We start from the raw sequence: 20,763 nt of genomic DNA on the forward strand, positions 1-20,763 counted from the left end.
ATTTTACACGCCATCCGCAGGCAGAAAGCCCCTGCTTTTTGCCTGCGGATGGCAGACCTTTCATTCCGTCTCAGTTTATCCCCTGATTTAAGCGGTTAGCCGTCATATAAAGCTGGTAGTACATCCCTTTCTTTTCCAGAAGTTCCCTGTGGTTTCCTTCCTCCACGATCTGATTTCCTGACAGTACCAGAATCCGGTCAGCTCCCTGGATCGTAGTCAGACGGTGGGCAATAGTCAGGGTAGTCCGCCCTGCAGCCAGCTTTTCCAGAGACTGAGATACAAGATACTCGCTTTCGTTATCAAGGGCCGACGTAGCCTCATCCAGGATCAGGATTGCCGGATTTTTAAGGAATACCCTGGCAATGCTGATACGCTGTTTCTGTCCTCCGGAAAGCTTCACGCCCCGCTCGCCTACATAGGTGTCATAGCCATCCGTCAGTTCTGTAATAAATTCATGGGCTCCCGCCAGTTTTGCAGCCCGAATCACTTCCTCCCTGGAAGCGCCAGTGCGTCCGTAGAGGATATTTTCATATACCGTTCCCGAAAACAGATATACATCCTGCTGCACAACTCCGATATTGGAGCGAAGGCTGCGCAGGGTGATATCCTTAATGTCCTTTCCGTCAATGCGGATCGCTCCTTCTGTAGTATCATAAAACCTGGGCAGAAGGTTGCACAGCGTGGTCTTTCCTCCGCCGGAGGGGCCTACCAACGCAATCCGCTCGCCGGGACGGACCTTCAGGCAGATATCGTTTAACACCTGGGTATGATCGTCGGCATACTCAAAACTTACATGGTCGAATTCAATGCCGCCCTTTACTTCCGTTAATGGCTTTGCCTTTTTGCTGTCTCTGATATCAGGCGTCACATCCATGATCTCCTGGAAACGCTCGATACCCGTCATACCCCTCTGGAACTGCTCTGCAAATTCTATGATCCTGCGGATGGTCGTCAGAAGCGTTGTTACATACAGGGTATAGGCCACCAGATCTCCCGGTTCAATTTTCCCCTGAATCATGAAAAGTCCCCCGGCTACGATCACCAGCACATACATAAGCCCGTCAAAGGAACGGGTGGTAATCTGAAACGCCGCCATGTACCGGTACGTATGCTTCTTAATCTTCATAAAGTCCTGATTGCCCCTGCCGAACTTCTCGATCTCCACCGGCTCATTGGCAAAGGCGCGGACTACCCGATTTCCCAGCAGCGTGTCCTCGATCTGGGCGTTCAGCTCGCCGATCTGGTTTCTCTGAAGCCGGAAAGCCGCCTTTACTTTTAAGTTAAACCAGGTGCAGGAGACGATCATAATGGGGATCATCACGAAAATTAAAAGGGTCAGTTCCAGATTGATTCCCGACAGGATCACAAAGGAAACAATTCCCTTTAAGACAGCAATAAAAAATTCCTCCGGGCAATGATGCGCAAACTCCGTCACATCGAACAGATCGCTGGTAATACGGGACATGATCTGTCCCACCTTGGTATTGCTGTAATAGCTGTCAGACAGCATCTGAAGATGTTCAAACGCATCCTGGCGCATATCCGTCTCAATATACACGCCCATCACATGGCCGGTATAGGCCATATAGTAGGCGGCCAGGGAATCGATCACTCGAAGGGCCAGGTACAGCATACCAATCTTTACCACCAGTCCCGTGGTAAGGGATGCCAGATCCTGCATTCCCTGGTTGGTGATAAAGCGCAGGATCAGCGGCAGCACCAGTTCTCCCAGTGTGGTCAGAGCCGCGCAGAAGAGATCCAGTATGAGGATCTTTTTGTATTTTCCATAATATGGAAGAAAGCCCTTTAACAGCTTCCCTGCTTTCATTCCCTTTTTCGTATTCATTTTCCGTTCTCCCTCGTACATTCCATTTTCTGCCCCAATCCCTCTGACCGCGGCAGTTATCTTTTTATTGTAACTGATATAACGGGAAAATGGAAGAGGCAGGGGAAGAATTTTTTAACCGCAGCATTTCTTCCCCTGCCCTATTCTATGGATCACCCTGTTCCATGGACTATCTTATTCTCACTTATGTTCTTCCTGTCGCCCTTTTCCCGGGTCAAGCTGCCGAAACCACACATAGCTCATAACGTACGGGATCGCCGAGGCCAGCATCACCGGCCCTTCTCTCAAAAGGTGAAGAAGCTCTCTGACTGGCTGTCAATCTTAAGCTTCTGGCTCACAGTATGAGGGATGGCTCTGTTTCTCCCATGGAATCTTTTACGCGAACCGTTTCCTGTTTTCTTCAAACTCCGCCTTCACTTCCGCCATAAGCCCTGGCTCCCGGATCAGATCAAACGCCGCGCCGGCGATGGCTTTGGCTCCATAGATAATGCAGTTGTGAGCGTCCTGGGATTTTCCGGCATCCACAAACTCCTGTGTATGAGAAGAAGTTCCCTCCGGCACAAAGGCCACGCGGATGCAGGATCCCGGCACTTCATACATGACATTTCCAAAATCTGTGGACCCTGTTTTCTCACGGGGCTCAGACAGCCGGGGTGCACCTGCCAGTTCAGCGTTGTCCATCAAAAGGCGGTTGAGAGTCAGCACCGGAATCTTGTTGTAAAAATCATGAATTAACTCTACCTCATAGCTGACCCCGGCGATCAGCGCCGCCCCCTTTATGATATCGTAAAAACGGGCTACCACTCCCTCAAGGTTCTTCTTTGAGAAGGAACGAAGGGAAAAGGTTCCCACCGCCTCTGCAGGTACAACATTTGAAGGGCCAGGAAGCTCGCTTACAGTATAGTGCATTCTTGTGTCATCCGGCATATGCTCCCGCAAAAATTCAATACCGTTAAAGGCAACCAAAAGAGCATCAAAGGCGCTGCGTCCCTTTTCAGGAGCAAGAGCCGCGTGGGCGCGCTTTCCGTAAAACTTCACGCGAAAACTCTGATCCGCCAGGCACTTTACATCCGTACAAGTTGTAGGCGAACCATGCATCATAAACGCAGCGTCAATCTCATGAAAGCACCCGTTCTTTATCATCGACGCCTTTGCCCCCCTGGTTTCCTCTGCCGGCGTTCCATACACTACAAGGCGGTAAGGCTTATCCGCAAGGGTTTCCTTCAAAGCTGCTGCTGCCCCAAGGCAGCCTGGTCCCTGCATATGATGGCCGCAGCCATGCCCCAGCCCTACCAGCGCGTCGTATTCACAGAGAATACCAATAGACGGGCCGCCAGTTCCGTTTTCGTAGACCGCCCGGAATGCGGTCTCATACCCGCCTACTCCCATTTCCACCGAAAAGCCGTTGTCACGCAGATAATCTGTCAGGCATTTTGAGGCCTGGTACTCTTTACCATCATACTCCGGGTGATCAAAGATAAAATCTGCCATCTCCCAGAGTGTTTCTTTCTTATTGTCAATCGCCCGAAACAGTTGTTCCTTCATTTTTTTCCTCCTGCGTCTATGCGTAATGCATCATCTGTGCGCCGTATACCATAATACAGCAGATCACCATCCAGATCACAAACAATTTCCACATAAATTTCATCCAGCGGTCATATGGAATGTTGACTGCGCTGATAATCCCCATAAGGGCTGTGGAATGCGGAAGGATGTAGTTGGTAAATCCATCGCTGAAGTTAAAAATTAAAACCGTTGTCTGTCTTGTCAGTCCCAGCAGATCTCCCAGAGGCGCCGTGATGGGCATAACCGCGGAGGCCATTCCGCTGCCGGAAACAATGACAAAGCTGATCAGGGTATTTACCAGATACATCACTGGCGCAACTAAGAACTTGGGCGCATAGGACATAACAGAACTCAGTCCGTAAATTACCGTATCTACGATGTGTCCGGCTGTCATTACATTTGCGATTGCAGTCGCAAGGCCGATGATCAGGGCAGCCGTCAGCATCTTTTTACAGCCGTCGATAAAGATAACTGACATGGAGGACGGCGTCTCCCCCGCAAGAAAGCCTACCACAACGGCAAGACCGATAAAGACTGCGGCCAGTTCCTCCATATCCCAGGAGAACTTTATTCCTCCATACACCATAAGCGCCAGCGCAGCAGCCAGAGCGGCTACAATCAGGCCCTTGCGAAGGGTCAGCGCGCCAAAAGAATCCATATCCAGATGCTTCATCTCATTATCCTTATCCAGCTCATACATGGGACTTAACGTGGGATCCCGACGGATTTTCGTTGCGTAGCGGATCAGATAGATATTGGTCACAATCAGAAATACCGCAAAACAGACGATTCGGTAGCTGATGCCTGAATACGGCGGCAGCTCCGCTATCTCCTGAGCTACAAGGGTCGTGCTGGGATTTAAGGTTCCTGTTGAAAAGCCCACACAGCCGCCCAGCAGGATGATCGCGGCTCCAACGATAGAATCAAGACCCATGGCCATTGTAATCATTACTACAATCGGGGCAAAGGCAATAAACTGGTTGACCCCCTGTGTAGTGCAGATCAGGGCAAACACCGTTGTCATGATGGGGATGAACACATAGAGACGGTCCTTAAACAGCTTTGCTACCTTGGCAACCGCTGCGTGAAGCGCACCGGATTTGCTGATCAGGGCAAATGCGCCGCCGGAAAACAAAATCACAAGCATAAGGCTGATACGTTTGCAGATGGCCTCCACAATATAGAGCGGAATACGCAGGGGATTTACCGGTGTACGCTCCACAAATGAAAACTGCGTAGGGTCGATCACCTCGATCCCGGCAGCGTTCTTATAACGGACATACTCCCCCGCCGGAATCAGCCAGGTCATTGCCGTAACAAACAGGATGATCGAAATAATGATCACAAATGTGTGCGGCATCTTAAAGGGCTTTTTTTCTTTTGGCATACGCAACTCCTCCTTCATCATGAATATAACTGTGAATAAATATACACATATATTACATAAAAAACAGAAATTGCGGAATTATAAAAATTTTATTATTTTTTCAGATTTCTTAAATTTGTCTATTATTTCTAAACAAAACAATCAATTCTGCTGATAATATTCTCCCGCCCGTTCCAGCAGCATATCGATCATACGGCGGATGGGCTTTGTAAGCGCAAGGTTCTTTCGATGGGCCAGCATCAGCGTAACCGTATCGTTCTGGTTCAGAATTCCATAATAATTCACCCTCTTATTATAGCTCATCTCATAGCTGTAGCCCTCCCGGTTAAAGCCCACTCCAAGATTTTCCGCCACAAACTGCATAGCCGTCTCAATACTTTCAAGCTCGCGGATCCGTCCGGGAACTACCTGCCTTTCCCTTAAAAGCCGGTCTACATCCCGCCGTATGCTCTGCATGGGCCGCTGCAGGATCAGCGTTTCTCCCTGGAGACAGGCAATATCCAGATAGCGGTATCGGCGTCCGGGCACATAAACCGCCTTCTCATTCAGAGGATGGCAGACCGGAACCGCGATTAAAAGCATCTCCTCAAAAATGGGATAGACCTTCATTGCAGACATATCGGCATCGGAACGGTTGCAGATAATAAGATCCAGCTGGTGCTCCTTTAGCTGCCTGCACAGATATTCATAATTCCCCGTCCGGATATCCACCGTAATATGCTCAAATTCCTTCTCATAGGCAGCGATCAGCGGCGGCAGAAAATAGGCGGAACGCCTGGTCTGCATTCCAAGACGCACACAGCCCTTGTACTCTCCGACGATCTCCTGAAGTTCCTGCTCAAAGCCCTCATTTAGATCCAGCATTTTCTTTGCCGTTTCCACATAGCGCTCGCCTGCATACGTCAGGATAAAACTCTTTCCAATCCGTTCAAACAGCTTTACACCCAGACTGTTTTCCAGATTGCTTATGTAAATACTGAGCGCAGGCTGGGAGATAAAGAGGTTCTGGGCCGCCTTTGTCAGATTCCGACAGCGGGCCAATTCGCAGACATACTGCTGTTCCTTCACATTCATGCGCATTCCTCCTTTTGTTTTCTTTATTATAGCGCAGAATAATCATAAAGAAAACTTATATTTAAAAAGGTGTGTTTCATTGCTGAATCAAAATGAAACACACCCTTGGGGCACTACTCATATTAAATTTTGCATTTAAGTCCCGCTCTTCTTACATCTAATAAAGCTTATTTTCTCTCCGGCTCTTAAATTTTCCCTTATTAGTTTCTTCTGCTATTTTCAGTAAAACAGAATTCAGTTTTCTGGCGTGGGCCGGGCAGACGGCAATACAGCCCATGCAGGAAATACAACGGCCTGTATCCGTACGATCTGGATGCTCCGGCGAAATAGCCCCAACAGGACAATGATTGACACATCTGCCGCAGCCCATACATTGTTCTGACGCTTTCGGCTTGAGAGGAATTCCGTTATACTGACGCCAGGGGCGATCTCCTGGTATGTCTGCGTGTTTCAGCTGCTCATCATCCGCTGCCGACAGAATCCGCTGAGCTATGATTTTTCCATAATCTTTCAAAATTCTATGGTCATTTTCGTCCGGACGCCCCTCTGCAAAATGACGCATAATAGAATGTTCCGCTATAGCCTCTACTGCAGCCACACAGATAAATCCCTGTTCGGATAACAATTCCCTTAACTCCGCCAGCGTATCTTCACTGGCCCGGTTTCCGTATACCGCCACCAGAACTGCCGGTGTCCGGTTTCCTTTCAGAAGTCTCAGTTTTTCCACTGCCGGTTTCGGAACCCTTCCTCCATAAGACGGCACACCAATTACTGCCAGCTCATCACCGCCAAACTCTCGTCCGCTGGTTCCCTGAGCCATTCCTGTAATATCAAATTCGTCCATTTCTATCTTCAGACCATCTAAAATACACATAATGGCTTTTTTCGTTCCTCCTGTAGGACTGAAATACACCACAGTTCCCTTATGCAGATCCATATGCCTGCTCCTTCCCAACGGTTTCTAAAACCCAAAATTTCTTTATTTTTCTGCAAAATTTGCTGTTACTTTTACATTTTTTCCAAACAGAATCATCAAAATTACTGCCGCTGCAAAGATACAGCAGTTTCCGCAGATCTGTGCCATGGATGATGTCATAAAAAGCATCAGAACAGAAATAGCTGTTAAAAATATAGAAACGGTACAAACTGCCTTTAATTTCCCTTCACTGATGTGAAATGCTGACTTCTCCCACAGTTCCGGCATTTTTTTTGGAAGCGACATTGCCACAAAGGAAATAAGTCCCCGTACAGATGTGGTAAGAATTACCGTGCTGTTTGCAATGGTACTTAAATCCACACCAAAAAGAATAGGGAGAACGCTGATGAGATAAAGTACCAGAATCAGCCAGTGAAATGTATGGAAACGGCTGTTGACCGCTGCAAGCCCTCCTGGCAGCCATCCGTCCTCACTGGCCTTTTTAAGAGGATAAAGAAGCATACCCACATTAAAATTCAACGTCGTCAAAAGAGCAAACATTGCGCCTCCCACTACAAAAAATGTATAGACAGACGAAGGCATAAAAGAAACTGCTGCCACACTTAGAGGTTGATTCGCCACCTGTTCCACCGGGAGAACGCCAGCCGCGATCGTAGACATTACCGCATAAAGAATAACAATCACCGCCGTAGAAACAATAATCACAAATGGAATATCCCTAGTTGGGTTTTGGGATTCCGCACTGAAATTCACTACATAGGTCGCTCCCCCTGCCGCAAAGGTCAGATAAACAGATGCCACGATAAATCCTGTCAGGCCACCAGTGGCAAAACCTGGCATTTCAAAATATCCCGGCTGGATATGTCCGATCCCAAACACAATATAAGAAGCGATTCCCAACGCCAGGATACCGCACATTAAATTTTGAAGTCTAGCCGCCTGTTTCATGCCTGTCAGATGCATCAGACAGATCACTGTCAGAACTACAAAGGAAATCAGTTTCCTGTTTGCCCCTGGAAACAGCGACAGAAAATATTCACTGAATGATAAAGTATACATAGATAATGCCAGTGCAATGGCGATCTGGATGTAAATAAAAATACCTGCCAGTTTTTTGTTTCCCAAGACTGCAATCTGTGAATACTGCCCGCCTTCAAAATTAGCAGTTCCTCCGATATAAATCTGAGGAATCGCTGTTACAATCGTAAGAAGACCTGCCACGATATACGCTATATTAACGCTACGTCCCGTAAATCCGATGGCAATGCCTGTCATGGTCATAATCCCCACTCCGATGATCTGTCCGATAGCCATTGAAAACAAATCCGTCCTCGTTAGTTTTTTCTCACTCATATCCTTCTCCTTTTCCCTCAATCCAGCGCCTCTTTGATACGCTGCAGAGCCTCCTCTAGCGTTTTTCTCTGACAGCCAATGTTAAGTCTGAGATGATGCTCCCCTCCTGGCCCGAACCAGCCTCCCGGCACACATATTACCCCGGCTTCCAGATTGATTCGTTTCAGCAATTCCTCATCGGTCAAGCCGTACCCGCTGAAATCCAGCCAGCATAAAAAGGTGCCTTCCGGCATTTCCATAGTCACCTTTGGCATCTCAGTACGAACAAATTCATGCACACGTTCTGCATTGTTCCAAAGATATTTCAGAAGCCCGTCCAACCATTGTATTCCATTCTCTGTATAGCAGGCGCTGACACACTCTACACCAAAAGTATTTCTGATATCCAGAGACATTGCCAGCTGCATGGTATCAAAGGCCTTTTTATTCTCCTCATCCGGGATAATCGAAAAACTCATCTTTAATCCTGGTACATTAAAGGTCTTTCCCGGAGCAGACAGATGTATAAAATTCTGTCCATATCTGGGATCCAATGACAACAGAGGTGTATGATGATGACCTGGATATACAATATCTGAATGGATCTCATCAGCCACAATCTTTACATCGTACTTCAGGCAAATTTCTGCCAGACGCCTCAATTCATCCTCTGTCCATACCCTTCCTACCGGATTATGCGGACTGCACAAAATCAGCATACGGTTTTCGGGCAGACTCGCCAACCTTTCTAACCCTTCAAAGTCCATTTCATAATGACTCTGTTTCCTTTTAAGAGGATTAAAGACCGGTACTCTCCCTGTCCGTTTCACAATGGAAATAAAAGGATCGTACACCGGCGTCTGAATAATAATTCCTTCTCCCTCCTTTGAAAATGCCCGGATCGCAATATTGATTCCGCTTACCACCGATGGGAGGGCCGTGATCCAGTCGGCAGAAATCTTCCATCCAAACCGCTCTTTTTCCCAAAAGGCTATGTGCCCACCAAACTCCGCGCCAGGGGCACAGTATCCGTAAATGCCGTGATCCGCCCTACCTTTTACTGCTTTTACAATTTCATCCATACATCCAAAATCCATATCGGCGATCCACATGGGTATCATATCCTGACGCACTTTCTGATTCAGATACGCCTCTACCCCTTCCTGACGCCATTTCAAATCGTGTGTCCTACACCGGTCAAATACACGATCAAATCCACAAAGGGATTCCTTTTGCTCCTGCATCATTTTTCTCCTTTTTTCTTTAGTAGCTAAAGTAATTTATCAAAAAAAAATTGTTTTTTTTGCTGTTATAATTACTTTAGTATCTAAAGTAATTATAGATAAAATAACTCTGATTGTCCATTGTATTTTTGAACAAATTCAGAATTATTTTTTATGCATAATGTATGATACCGTTTAATCATTAACCTTTGCATGAAGCGCTTTCCTGAAAAGACGTTCTGCATAGATCAGGCGCTCCATATCTTCATCTGAAAATTCGCAGAAAATATCATTCATTAACTCCAAACTCTTTTTATCATATTCCATATGTCTCTGGTAGAGCAAAATCCCTTTTTCAGTGAGACGCACGATGGTTCTTCTTCGATCTTCAGGATCCGAACTGCGCAGAATGAGGCCCTTTTTTTCAAGCTTTGTTGCCATCTGCGAAGCAGCTCCCAAAGTAACCTCCAGTTTTTTCGCCAGTTCTGTAATTGAAACCGGTTGTTTCGGATTTGCAGCCATCACAAAATGCATTTCCCTCATATAAAGATCCGTACCAGGGGCATATTCACGAAGCGTGTTTAAATAGTGTTCATGCACCATGGTCGTACTGTGCTTTTCATCTAAGAAAGTCTTTAATAATAAAATACGATCCATAAAACTCCTTTGTTTTTGTTGTGCTCCATATCATTTCTTCTCTTAAAGAGGCTGGTTAAGAACTCTTCCCTATATCATAAAACCAAAATGCGGAAAGCGTCTATAAAGACAGCATTTCCGCACTTCAGACTGCCAAATGCGGATTAAGGTCCGATATGGCAGAGCAATTTTTTATTATTTCACCAGCAGGGACTTACCTGTCATCTCCTTCGGCTGCTCCAGTCCCATCAGTTCGATAAGGGTGGGAGCGATGTCGCAGAGAGCACCGCCCTCACGTAGACGATAGGATGGGTCTGCATTTACAAGAATAAATGGCACAGGGTTAGTGGTATGAGCGGTGAATGGCTCTCCTGTCTCATAATCTACTAACTGCTCTGCATTTCCATGGTCTGCGCAGATAAACATCACGCCGTCCACTTCCCTGATCGCGTCTACCGCTCTTCCTACGCAGGCGTCTACCGTCTCGATGGCCTTGATCGCCGCCGGCTCTACGCCAGTATGGCCTACCATATCCGGGTTGGCAAAGTTGATGATCACTACATCATATTTGCCTGAGCGAATGGCCTCTGTAAGCTTGTCGCACACGCCGTCTGCACTCATCTCCGGCTTTAAGTCGTAGGTGGCTACTTCCTTGGGAGAAGGAACCAGGATACGGTCCTCGCCCTCATTCGGCTCCTCTACGCCGCCGTTAAAGAAGAAGGTAACATGGGCGTACTTCTCTGTCTCAGCAATGCGAACCTGCTTCTTGCCGTGAGCGGCCAGAAATTCTCCAAACGTATTGGTGATCTGCTCTTTCTTAAAGGCCACCAGCTTATTGGTAATGGTCTCATCATAGTCTGTAAAGCAGACATATACCAGATCCAGTTTCTTCTCTCTTTCAAATCCGTCAAAGGTATCATCGCAGAAAGCATGGGTAATCTCTCTTGCCCGATCAGGACGGAAGTTGAAGAATACAACGGAATCGCCGTCCTCAATGGCGGCTCTGGGAGCACCGTTCTCTGTAACCACGAAGGGCACTACAAACTCATCTGCCTTGCCCTCGTCATAGGACGCCTGAATACCGGCCGCAGCGCTCTCGGCAGTCTTTCCTTCGCCCTTTGTGAGAGCCCTGTAAGCCAGTTCCACGCGATCCCATCTCTTATCACGGTCCATGGCATAGTAACGTCCCATAACGGAAGCCACCTTGCCAACGCCGATCTCGGCCATCTTTTCCTCTAACTGAGCCACAAAGTCCTTACCAGACTCTGGAGGTGTGTCGCGGCCGTCCAGGAAACAGTGTACATATACCTTCTCAAGGCCGTTTCTCTTTGCCAGTTCTAAAAGACCGTAGATATGGGTCAGATGGCTGTGTACGCCGCCGGTAGATACCAGGCCGAACAGGTGAAGGGCTGAATCCTTCTTTTTGCAGTTTTCCACTGCCTGTAAAAACTCAGGCACCTGGAAGAAATCTCCGTCCTCGATGGACTTTGTTATACGGGTCAGCTCCTGATATACCACCCGGCCTGCACCCATGTTTAAGTGGCCTACCTCGGAGTTGCCCATCTGTCCGTCAGGAAGTCCTACGAACAGACCGCTTGCCTGTCCCTGTACAAAGGGGCACTGGCTCATTAACTGATCCATAACCGGGGTCTTTGCCTCGCATACCGCGTTGTGGTCGCAGTTTTTATTGAGGCCGTACCCGTCCAGGATCATAAGAACTACTGGTTTCTTGCTCATAATCGTTTTATCTCCTTATTTACAGTGGTTTGCCCCAACCTCCTGGGACATACTGCAGATCAGCCGCTTATGCCTGCTTGTAATTTACGATCTTTCCGAAATCAGGCTTTAAGGAAGCGCCGCCTACGAGGCCGCCGTCGATGTTTGCCTGTGCAAACAGTTCAGGCGCCGATGCAGCGGATACGGAACCGCCGTACTGGATGCGGATTGCTTCTGCGGTTGCCTGGTCATAGATTTCGCCGATGCAGGCGCGGATTGCTGCGCATACCTCTTCCGCCTGCTCTGTGGTAGCTACCTTTCCGGTTCCGATAGCCCAGATGGGTTCATATGCGATCACAGCAGTCTTTGCCTGGTCTGCAGTTACATTTAAGAAAGCAATCTTGATCTGCTGGCGGATCCAGTCAATGGTGATGCCCTGCTCTCTTTGAGTCAGTGACTCGCCGCAGCAGATGATGGGGGTGATTCCGTGCTCAAACGCCTTTAATACCTTCTTATTTACAGTCTCATCTGTCTCAGCAAAATACTCTCTTCTCTCAGAGTGGCCTATAATCACATATTTTACCCCTGCATCGGTAAGCATATTCGGGGAGATCTCGCCGGTATAGGCACCCTTTTCCTCATAGTACATATTTTCAGCGCCAATCTGGATGTTGGTTCCCTCTGCAGCCTCCATCGCAGGGATGATGTCAATGGCGGGTACGCAGAATACTACATCCACTTCATCATTTGCTACTAATGGCTTTAACTCGTTTACCAGGGCCACTGCCTCGGATGGCGTCATATTCATCTTCCAGTTGCCTGCAATGATCTTCTTTCTTGCCATAATCGTTTCTCCTTTATACACATAGGGTCTGTAAATGGACCGCCCGGACCGCAGGCTTGTCTCCGGTCCGGGCGGCAGATTCATCTAAGTATCTGTTTTATTTGTCGTCAGCTGCTGCTACGCCTGGAAGCACCTTGCCTTCAAGGAATTCCAGAGAAGCGCCGCCGCCGGTGGAAATGTGGCTCATCTTGTCAGCAAAGCCCAGCTGGTTTACAGCGGCTGCAGAGTCGCCGCCGCCGATGATGGTGGTTGCGTCTGTCTCTGCCAGGGACTCTGCTACTGCGATGGTTCCCTTTGCCAGAGTGGGGTTCTCAAATACGCCCATAGGTCCGTTCCATACAACGGTCTTTGCAGACTTAACAGCCTCTGCATAGATCTTTGCGGTCTCAGTACCGATATCCAGGCCCATTTTGTCAGCAGGCATAGCGTCTACGGATACGTTCTCAGCCTCTACAGGAGCATCGATGGGATCCGGGAAAGAAGCAGCTACAACTGCATCTACAGGAAGAAGCAGCTTCTTGCCAAGCTTCTCTGCCTTTGCCATCATCTCGCGGCAGTAATCTAACTTGGTATCATCTACTAAGGACTTGCCTATCTCCTTGCCCTCTGCCTTTAAGAAGGTAAATGCCATGCCGCCGCCGATGATCAGTGTGTCGCACTTCTCTAAGAGGTTGGAGATGACATTTAACTTGTCTGCAACCTTAGCGCCGCCCAGGATTGCTACGAAAGGTCTTACCGGATTCTCAACTGCATTTCCCAGGAAATCGATCTCCTTCTGCATCAGGTAGCCAACTGCGTTTGTGCCGCCCTTGGCTGTGATGAACCTGGTCACACCCTCTACGGAAGCGTGTGCTCTGTGGGATGAGCCGAACGCATCGCATACATAGTCGTCAGCCAGATCTGCTAACTCCTTGCTGAATGCCTCTCCGTTCTTTGTCTCCTCAGTACCGCGGAAGCGTGTATTCTGAAGAAGGACTACGTCGCCCTCATTCATAGCCTCCACTGCCTTGGTTGCTGCTTCACCGGTTACGGCGTAATCAGCTACGAATACGACCTCTTTGCCTAATTTCTCGCTCAGTCTCTTTGCTACAGGAGCTAAGGACTCACCCTCGTTAGGGCCGTTCTTTACTTTGCCTAAATGGGAGCAGAGGATTACCTTTGCACCGTCAGCGATCAGCTTGTTGATGGTTGGCAGAGCAGCCACAATACGGGTCTCGTCTGTGATCTCGCCGTTCTTTAACGGTACGTTGAAGTCGCAGCGTACCAGCACTCTTCTGCCTTTTACGTTCATATCGTCAATGGATTTCTTATTTAACATAGTGGTTGTACCCCTTTCATACTGCGTAAAAGGGGCCCGGTCCTGACGACCGGACCCCTTTTATGAGTCTACTAGAAATAAATCTGACCGTGTCTGCGGCCTGAGACCACAGATCTGTCTGGTCTTAAGCCAGTTCTGCGAAGTACTTAATGGTTCTTACCATCTGGCTTGTATAGGAGTTCTCGTTGTCATACCATGAAACAACCTGAACCTCGTACAGATCTTCAGCGATCTGAGCTACCATGGTCTGAGTAGCGTCGAACAGAGAGCCGTACTTCATGCCGATAACGTCAGAAGATACGATCTGATCCTCGTTGTAGCCGAAGGACTCGGAAGCTGCTGCCTTCATAGCTGCGTTGATATCTTCCTTTGTAACGCCGGCCTTCTTAACAACAGCAGTTAAGATGGTGGTGGAACCAGTTGGTACAGGAACACGCTGTGCGGAACCGATCAGCTTGCCGTTCAGCTCTGGGATAACCAGGCCGATTGCCTTAGCTGCGCCGGTAGAGTTAGGAACGATGTTTGCAGCACCTGCGCGTGCTCTTCTTAAATCGCCCTTTCTGTGTGGTCCGTCAAGAATCATCTGATCACCTGTGTAAGCGTGGATGGTGCTCATGATACCGCTCTGGATAGGAGCGTAATCGTTCAGAGCCTTAGCCATTGGAGCCAGGCAGTTTGTTGTACAGGAAGCTGCGGAAATGATGGTATCCTCAGCAGTCAGTGTGTTCTCATTTACAGAGAATACGATGGTCTTTAAGTCATTGCCTGCGGGTGCGGAGATAACTACCTTCTTAGCGCCTGCATCGATATGAGCCTGAGCCTTGTCCTTGGAGCAGTAGAAACCTGTGCACTCTAATACTACGTCTACGCCGATCTCGCCCCATGGAAGGTCAGCAGCCTTTGGCTCCTTGTAGATAGTGATCTTCTTTCCGTCAACTGTGATGGAATCCTCACCAGCCTCTACGGTGTGCTTGCCCTCGCCGATATGGCCAGCGTATCCGCCCTGAGCGGTATCATACTTTAACAGATGAGCTAACATCTTAGGATCAGTCAGGTCGTTGATAGCTACTACTTCGTAGCCCTCTGCTCCGAACATCTGACGGAATGCCAGACGGCCAATACGTCCGAAACCATTAATTGCAACTTTTACTGCCATGATTCAATTCCTCCTAGTTGTTAAATTGTATTATTGTTAAATAATAATCAACTTGCTCTCATTGTAATCAATTTTTTCCAAAATAGCAAGCGTTTTTTTTGCATTCTACCTTTTTGTTAATTTTATAACAATTTACTCAGGAAATTACAGCACTTTACCTGTTGACCTTCTTTTCCTTGTATTTTCCCACCTTTGTGAGTATAATGTCACAGAGAGATTTCTTCCCTTATTTCACTGCTTTTTCCACACAAAGGAGGATCCTGTATGATCTACGACTGCCATCTGCACACGGAATTTTCCGGCGACTCCGATACCCCCGTCCAGGCCCAGATCAAACGGGCGGCGGCGCTTGGGATGAAGGAAATTGCCGTCACGGACCACCACGACTATGACTGTCCTTTCTGCGAGGATGATTTTGAGCTGCATCTGCCGGAGTATCTGTCCGCGTTAAAATCCATAAAGAAGAAATATGAGGGGATGCTGCGGATAAACATTGGCATTGAGCTGGGGCTGCAGTGCCATATCCGGGATTATCTGGAGAAATTTTACGAAGCATACGGCGGGGAATTTGATTTTATCATCGGTTCCAGCCACTTTATCCGCCATCAGGATCCGTATTTTCCGGATTTTTGGGAAGGCTGCGGCTCAAAAAAAGGGCTGGAAGACTTTTTTGAAGCATCTCTTAAGCGGGTACGGCTTCTTCACCCCTTTTTTGACTCCTACGGCCACCTGGACTACGGGGCCAGATATGCGCCCGATGGGGAAAGCGTATATTCATATGAAAACTTTAAAGAGCCTGTCGACGCCATTTTGCAGATCCTGATCCAACAGGGCAAGGCTTTGGAATGCAACACGGGCGGGCTCAGAAGCCGTTTACAGCAGACCAATCCCGCGCCTTCTATCCTAAAGCGGTATAGGGAAATGGGCGGAGAGCTTATCACTGTGGGTTCTGACGCCCATACGCCGGAACATTTAGGATATGGCTTCGAACAGGCCCGTGAGCTTTTAAAAAGCTGCGGATTCCGCTATTATACCGTATTTCACCACAGAAAAGCGGAGATGATCCCTCTCTAGGGTCATCTCCGCCCGTTTTGCTGCGCCGTTTTCTCCCAGATCGGGTATGTATTTCATTCTGCTCTCATAGCCGCGTCCACATCCTCCCGCAGCTGTTTCCAGGCGTCCTCATGCTCCACATAATACTTCGGGCACAGCTTTCCGTTGATATCGTAATGGCGGAGCACATCACTGCTCTTTAGCTTTAGCTGGCTGCACAGCCAGGCGGTCAGCTGAACCACAGACTGATATGTGGCATCGCTGAATTTCCCGGTATCGTCAGGGTGGCAGACCTCAATGGAGAGCGTATCGTCATTTCTGGGGGCATTGGCATAAGCTACCTCGTCAATGGGGATGCACTGGATCACCTCTCCCTCCAGGCCCACGATAAAATGGCTGCTGGTGGAGGTGCCGCCCTTTTCGCTGTCCTGATCTGCCAGACTGTCAAAATAATCCCTGTTGTCCTGTGCGGTTGAGCCGGGATTAGCCACGTAATGGATCACGATGTTATTGATCCGTCTGCGGCTTACATCGGGCCGGGAAAAGATATTTTTCCGTATAAACTCCTGTTTCACCCAGCCCGGCACCTCAACCGCCTTCAGATCCACCGTGTACGGACGTTCCCACCCCCATACATAATAACCCCCGCCAAGACCGGACAGGACACCGATTACCAGCGCCATAAACACGGCTGCAAAGGGAAAGCCGCGCCTTTTTCGAACCGAACGCGCCGCTCCCCGCCTGCGGCTTTTCACCGTTTTCTTTACAGGCTCTTCTACGGGAACCTCTGCCAGTTCCTTCAGTTCTTCTGTAAGTTCGTTTTCCTCATCCCTGATATCGTTCATATCTGTAACCCGTCTTTCTGCGAAAGACACGGAAGGGATCCTGAAATCCGTCATGTGTCTTCACGATCTGATACCATCAGTATAGCCGACTGTTTTTCTCTGCGCAAGTATATTTTAGCCTCAAAAGGCAAATACCTCTTTCATCCGTTCGATCAGATACCTCTCCGCCCGGTCCAGATAAACATCTTCTTTATAAAATACATTCACATCCCAGCCGTCCGGCTCCCTGGAATAAGTATAGCAGCAGAATTTTTCTTTTCCTCCCAGAACCTCCAGCGCCCGCAGCGGCACAATCGCCGCCCCCAGCCCTGATGCTGCCAGCTGCACGGCAGAGATACAGCTGGAAACCTCCATGGCAATATTGGGGACAATTCCATGACTTTTCAAAATATTCTCCGTCTTTTTTCTGTTGGCATGACCTTTTTTCAGCAGAATGTAGGGAATTTGACTAAGCTGGCCCATATCAACCATCCCCTCCATGCCCGGAACCATCATTTCTTCTGTAACCATCCCCGGAGGCGTTACCAGAAGAAGTTCCTCTCTGTAAATTTTCTCTGTTTTCAGCCCGGCTGGAAGATTGTCTCTGTCTTTTGGAGCAACAAAAAAATCAATCTCATCCCGCAAAAGCATTTCAACCAGATTGTCTACCTTGCTTTCCTGCAGACGCAGTTCCACCCCTGGATATCTCTCCTTAAAATCCCCCACTACCTTTGAAAGCATATATCCGGCCCTCTCAAGAGGCATCCCCAGAGAAATCTTTCCCTTTTCCCCCATACCAATATCTGCCAGTTCTTTACGCAGGTTATCATTGAGAAGAAGGATTTTTCGTGCCGTATCCACATACTTTTCTCCTGCATAGGTAAGCGTCAGGGGATAGGTCCTGCGTTCAAACAGCTTTACCCCTACATCCTGCTCTACCTTGGATATAATATAGCTTAAAGACGGCTGGGAAATATACAGCCTTTTAGCCGCTGCCGTGACACTCCTGCAGTCTGCAACCGCAGTAATATAAAGCATTTCGCGAAAATCCATACCATTCTCCTTTTTATGAATCACCCTCAGAGCCTCTTTCGTGATAATCGGGCCAATGGTGTCTCCTTACTCCAGTTTTTATTGAATCGCAGTTTCCTGCTTCAGCTGATGTTTCAGATACCGCAGCTGTCCTCCGCACAGCACTGCTTCCTGTTCGCTGTCCGTTACATCCAGAACAGTTTTAAAAACAGTACCCTTGGTTACGTTCTTTACCACAACCTCTTTTGATCTCAGCTGTTCCGGGAAATGTTCGATTTCCAGTTCGTCCATCTGGTCAATTTCATCGTAATCCGCAGGATTTTCAAACAGAAGGGGAACCACTCCGTGATTTACCAGATTGCCCTTGTGAATCCGCGCAATCCCCTTGGCAATCACTGCCTTTACGCCCAGGTACATGGGGGTTATAGCCGCGTGCTCTCTGGAAGAACCCTGTCCGTAATTCTCACCGCCGATAATGATACTCTTTCCCATCGCCCTGGCCCGGACGGCAAAATCGGGATCATAGCGATAATAGCAATACCGACTCATCAAGGGAATATTGGAACGCATACTGGAAAATTCTGCGCTGGCCGGCGTAATATCGTCTGTGGTTACATTGTCTCCTGCTTTTAAGCTGACCCTGCATTTTAAATGCTTCATCGGGGCGTCCGGTACCGGAAGAGGGGCGATATCAGGGCCGCGGACAACCTCCACTTTGGAAGCTTCTTCGGGAGAAAGAGGTCTGATAATCATGGAATCATCTACCGGATACCGTTCAGGCGCTTCAACAGTTCCAAGTACCGAAACCTCCTGTCCCATTATTTCCTCTGCTGTTGTAAGCACTCCGGCAATCGCCGTCGCTGCCGCACTTTCCGGGCTTACCAGATATACGCTGGCATTGGGATTGCCCCCGCGTCCCCTAAAGTTGCGGTTCGTCGTCCGCACAGAAATAGCCTCTGTGGCAGGAGACTGTCCGATGGAGGTGCAGGGACCGCAGGCCAGCTCCAAAAGGCGCACCCCTGCATCTAAAAGCACATCAATATATCCGTCATGCAGAAGCTGCTTGTAAATCTGCTTTGTGGAAATGGCGCAGGTACAGCTCACATCCTCATGGACATGATGTCCCTTAAAGACCAGGGCTGCTCTTGCAATATCCTTATAATTGCCATTGGTGCAGCTTCCAATCATTACCTGCTGTACTGGTTTTTTCTCAATCTCACGGATGGCCGTCACACGATCCGGCTGATGCGGACAGGCAGCCAGCGGTTCCAATTCACTTAAATTTACCTCCATTTCCCCGTCATACTCACAGTTTTCATCCGGTAAAAGCTCTATATAATCCTCTTCCCTGCCCTGAGCCTTTAAATATTTACGCACCTGCTTATCTGCCGGAAAAATCGAGGATGTAGCTCCCATCTCCGCCCCCATATTAGCGATGGTTACCCGGTCATCTACCTCAAGAGCCTCGGCTCCAGGCCCCACATACTCATAAACCTTTCCCAAGCCTCCCTTTACTGAAATTCTGCGCAGCATCTCTAAAATCACATCCTTGGCGCTGCAGCCGGGGCGGAGAGTTCCAGTCAGATTTACCCTGATTACCTGCGGCATCTTAAGCCGCATGGGAACACCGGTCATAGCTGTGGCAATATCCATACCCCCTGCTCCAATACAGAGCATACCGATGGCGCCTCCATGAGGAGTGTGGCTGTCACCGCCCATGCTCAGCTTTCCAGGTACGCCAAAACGCGCCACATGAACCGCGTGCATAATTCCGTTTCCCGGCCGTGATACATATACGCCGTATTTCTTTGCAACTGACTGAAGGTAGATATGGTCATCCGGCGTCTTATAATCCAGATAAAGCAGGTTGTGATCCAAATAGCTTACGCTGGTCTCTACCTGCGTCCGGTCAAGTCCAATGGCCTCAAATGCCAGGTATGTCATAACTGCATTGATATCATGGGTAAGTGTCTGATCTACCTTCAGAAAAATTTCCTCCCCAAAAACCATATCTGAAGGCTTTGCAAGATGAGACGCCAGAATTTTTCTTGTTAAATTTTGTTTCATTAGCTCCTCTCCTTTATCTGTGTTTATCTTTCCATTATATACACAGTTTTTTCATAAGTAAAATACATGATTTTATATGATAGTTATATAGTTTTATCTATAATGCTTGATTCTCCTGCTCCAGATGGCGTAGAATAAATCATTACCACCAGACGATGCAACTTTTTCACAAATGCTGCCGTCTAACACACAGAATCAGATGAACCGGCGAATTTCACCGCGGTTCACACCAAGAAAGGAGGAGCTTAGCGTGGATACCACCCCCATCACACAGCAGACAGAGCAGATACTCATCGAACATTATGAGCAGTTCTACCGTCTGGCATACAGCTATGTACAAAACCGGGAGGATGCGCTGGATGTAGTTCAGGAAAGCGCCTGCAAAGCCATCCGGGACTGCGGACAGGTAAAAAATCCAGCCTACCTGTCTACCTGGATCTACCGGATTGTTGTCAATACAGCGCTGGATCTTCTGCGCAGAAATAAAAAGGAGATTATAACCGAAGAGCTTCCCGATATTCCCATTGAGGACCAATACCAGGAGCTTGACCTTAAAACAGCCTTAAACAGCCTGGATGAAAAGAGCAGAACCGTCATTGTGCTTCGCTACTTTGAAGACATGAAACTGGAAGATATTTCCAGAATTGTGGATGAAAATCTAAATACTGTAAAAGCCCGTCTCTACCGGGCATTAAAAAAACTGAGGATCACCATGGAGCCGGAGCCGCTTCAGAAATCCTACGCCAAATGAA

The 20,763-nt window shown here is 48.3% G+C and carries 17 protein-coding genes; 2 read left to right on the forward strand and 15 right to left on the reverse strand.

The window, feature by feature from the left end:
* Positions 1–70: 70 nt before the first annotated feature.
* The 12 genes from HW447_RS07340 to gap form a co-directional block, all read right to left on the reverse strand.
* Positions 71–1,846, reverse strand: a complete 1,776-nt coding sequence (locus HW447_RS07340) for an ABC transporter ATP-binding protein (RefSeq protein WP_176254674.1) — start codon at positions 1,844–1,846, stop codon at positions 71–73.
* A gap of 375 nt (positions 1,847–2,221) precedes the next feature.
* Entirely contained in the window at positions 2,222–3,391 is a 1,170-nt protein-coding gene (locus tag HW447_RS07345) for a M20 family metallopeptidase (protein ID WP_176254675.1), read from the reverse strand.
* Between the two features lie 16 nt (positions 3,392–3,407).
* Complete coding sequence (locus HW447_RS07350; RefSeq protein ID WP_243176235.1) at positions 3,408–4,799, reverse strand: YfcC family protein; 1,392 nt, start codon at positions 4,797–4,799, stop codon at positions 3,408–3,410.
* Between the two features lie 141 nt (positions 4,800–4,940).
* Positions 4,941–5,873, reverse strand: a complete 933-nt coding sequence (locus tag HW447_RS07355) for a LysR family transcriptional regulator (protein ID WP_176254676.1) — start codon at positions 5,871–5,873, stop codon at positions 4,941–4,943.
* A gap of 157 nt (positions 5,874–6,030) precedes the next feature.
* Entirely contained in the window at positions 6,031–6,810 is a 780-nt protein-coding gene (locus tag HW447_RS07360) for an EFR1 family ferrodoxin (protein ID WP_176254677.1), read from the reverse strand.
* Positions 6,811–6,852: 42 nt separating this feature from the next.
* A complete protein-coding gene (locus HW447_RS07365; RefSeq protein ID WP_176254678.1) occupies positions 6,853–8,163 on the reverse strand; it encodes an APC family permease in 1,311 nt (436 codons plus the stop codon).
* A 17-nt stretch (positions 8,164–8,180) separates the two neighbouring features.
* Positions 8,181–9,386 (reverse strand): MalY/PatB family protein, encoded by a 1,206-nt coding sequence (locus HW447_RS07370; RefSeq protein WP_176254679.1) that lies wholly within the window; start codon positions 9,384–9,386, stop codon positions 8,181–8,183.
* 174 nt (positions 9,387–9,560) lie between these two features.
* A complete protein-coding gene (locus HW447_RS07375) occupies positions 9,561–10,022 on the reverse strand; it encodes a MarR family transcriptional regulator (protein ID WP_176254680.1) in 462 nt (153 codons plus the stop codon).
* A 174-nt stretch (positions 10,023–10,196) separates the two neighbouring features.
* Positions 10,197–11,738, reverse strand: a complete 1,542-nt coding sequence (gene gpmI, locus HW447_RS07380; RefSeq protein WP_176254681.1) for a 2,3-bisphosphoglycerate-independent phosphoglycerate mutase — start codon at positions 11,736–11,738, stop codon at positions 10,197–10,199.
* Between the two features lie 67 nt (positions 11,739–11,805).
* Positions 11,806–12,561, reverse strand: a complete 756-nt coding sequence (gene tpiA, locus HW447_RS07385; RefSeq protein WP_176254682.1) for a triose-phosphate isomerase — start codon at positions 12,559–12,561, stop codon at positions 11,806–11,808.
* Positions 12,562–12,658: 97 nt separating this feature from the next.
* Positions 12,659–13,879 carry a phosphoglycerate kinase gene (locus HW447_RS07390; protein WP_176254683.1) on the reverse strand — a complete coding sequence of 407 codons (1,221 nt, stop codon included), beginning with the start codon at positions 13,877–13,879 and terminating at the stop codon, positions 12,659–12,661.
* Between the two features lie 124 nt (positions 13,880–14,003).
* The gene (gap, locus tag HW447_RS07395; RefSeq protein ID WP_176254684.1) at positions 14,004–15,035 is read right to left on the reverse strand and encodes a type I glyceraldehyde-3-phosphate dehydrogenase; all 1,032 of its coding nucleotides are present in this window, start codon (positions 15,033–15,035) and stop codon (positions 14,004–14,006) included.
* A 264-nt stretch (positions 15,036–15,299) separates the two neighbouring features.
* Here gap and HW447_RS07400 point away from each other — a divergent pair, with 264 nt between their 5' ends.
* The gene (locus HW447_RS07400) at positions 15,300–16,109 is read left to right on the forward strand and encodes a histidinol-phosphatase HisJ family protein (RefSeq protein ID WP_176254685.1); all 810 of its coding nucleotides are present in this window, start codon (positions 15,300–15,302) and stop codon (positions 16,107–16,109) included.
* Between the two features lie 53 nt (positions 16,110–16,162).
* Here HW447_RS07400 and HW447_RS07405 read toward each other — a convergent pair whose 3' ends face one another.
* The 3 genes from HW447_RS07405 to HW447_RS07415 form a co-directional block, all read right to left on the reverse strand.
* Entirely contained in the window at positions 16,163–16,933 is a 771-nt protein-coding gene (locus HW447_RS07405) for a peptidoglycan recognition protein family protein (RefSeq protein ID WP_176254686.1), read from the reverse strand.
* Positions 16,934–17,053: 120 nt separating this feature from the next.
* Entirely contained in the window at positions 17,054–17,965 is a 912-nt protein-coding gene (locus tag HW447_RS07410; protein ID WP_176254687.1) for a LysR family transcriptional regulator, read from the reverse strand.
* A gap of 78 nt (positions 17,966–18,043) precedes the next feature.
* The gene (locus tag HW447_RS07415) at positions 18,044–20,011 is read right to left on the reverse strand and encodes an aconitate hydratase (RefSeq protein ID WP_176254688.1); all 1,968 of its coding nucleotides are present in this window, start codon (positions 20,009–20,011) and stop codon (positions 18,044–18,046) included.
* A 250-nt stretch (positions 20,012–20,261) separates the two neighbouring features.
* Between HW447_RS07415 and HW447_RS07420 the strand changes: the two genes are divergently transcribed.
* Complete coding sequence (locus HW447_RS07420) at positions 20,262–20,762, forward strand: sigma-70 family RNA polymerase sigma factor (RefSeq protein ID WP_243176236.1); 501 nt, start codon at positions 20,262–20,264, stop codon at positions 20,760–20,762.
* Position 20,763 lies beyond the last annotated feature (1 nt).

Source organism: Enterocloster alcoholdehydrogenati, assembly GCF_013282095.1.
GTDB lineage: Bacteria > Bacillota > Clostridia > Lachnospirales > Lachnospiraceae > Enterocloster > Enterocloster alcoholdehydrogenati.

Bases quoted from the DNA above. Each gene is read 5' to 3' on its own strand.
- HW447_RS07340 (WP_176254674.1), bottom strand. From the start codon at position 1,846: ATGAATACGAAAAAGGGAATGAAAGCAGGGAAGCTGTTAAAGGGCTTT.
- HW447_RS07360 (WP_176254677.1), bottom strand. From the start codon at position 6,810: ATGGATCTGCATAAGGGAACTGTGGTGTATTTCAGTCCTACAGGAGGA.
- HW447_RS07405 (WP_176254686.1), bottom strand. From the start codon at position 16,933: ATGAACGATATCAGGGATGAGGAAAACGAACTTACAGAAGAACTGAAG.
- HW447_RS07390 (WP_176254683.1), bottom strand. From the start codon at position 13,879: ATGTTAAATAAGAAATCCATTGACGATATGAACGTAAAAGGCAGAAGA.
- HW447_RS07415 (WP_176254688.1), bottom strand. From the start codon at position 20,011: ATGAAACAAAATTTAACAAGAAAAATTCTGGCGTCTCATCTTGCAAAG.
- gpmI (WP_176254681.1), bottom strand. From the start codon at position 11,738: ATGAGCAAGAAACCAGTAGTTCTTATGATCCTGGACGGGTACGGCCTC.
- HW447_RS07375 (WP_176254680.1), bottom strand. From the start codon at position 10,022: ATGGATCGTATTTTATTATTAAAGACTTTCTTAGATGAAAAGCACAGT.
- HW447_RS07350 (WP_243176235.1), bottom strand. From the start codon at position 4,799: ATGCCAAAAGAAAAAAAGCCCTTTAAGATGCCGCACACATTTGTGATC.
- HW447_RS07345 (WP_176254675.1), bottom strand. From the start codon at position 3,391: ATGAAGGAACAACTGTTTCGGGCGATTGACAATAAGAAAGAAACACTC.
- tpiA (WP_176254682.1), bottom strand. From the start codon at position 12,561: ATGGCAAGAAAGAAGATCATTGCAGGCAACTGGAAGATGAATATGACG.
- HW447_RS07365 (WP_176254678.1), bottom strand. From the start codon at position 8,163: ATGAGTGAGAAAAAACTAACGAGGACGGATTTGTTTTCAATGGCTATC.
- gap (WP_176254684.1), bottom strand. From the start codon at position 15,035: ATGGCAGTAAAAGTTGCAATTAATGGTTTCGGACGTATTGGCCGTCTG.
- HW447_RS07400 (WP_176254685.1), top strand. From the start codon at position 15,300: ATGATCTACGACTGCCATCTGCACACGGAATTTTCCGGCGACTCCGAT.
- HW447_RS07355 (WP_176254676.1), bottom strand. From the start codon at position 5,873: ATGAATGTGAAGGAACAGCAGTATGTCTGCGAATTGGCCCGCTGTCGG.
- HW447_RS07410 (WP_176254687.1), bottom strand. From the start codon at position 17,965: ATGGATTTTCGCGAAATGCTTTATATTACTGCGGTTGCAGACTGCAGG.
- HW447_RS07370 (WP_176254679.1), bottom strand. From the start codon at position 9,386: ATGCAGGAGCAAAAGGAATCCCTTTGTGGATTTGATCGTGTATTTGAC.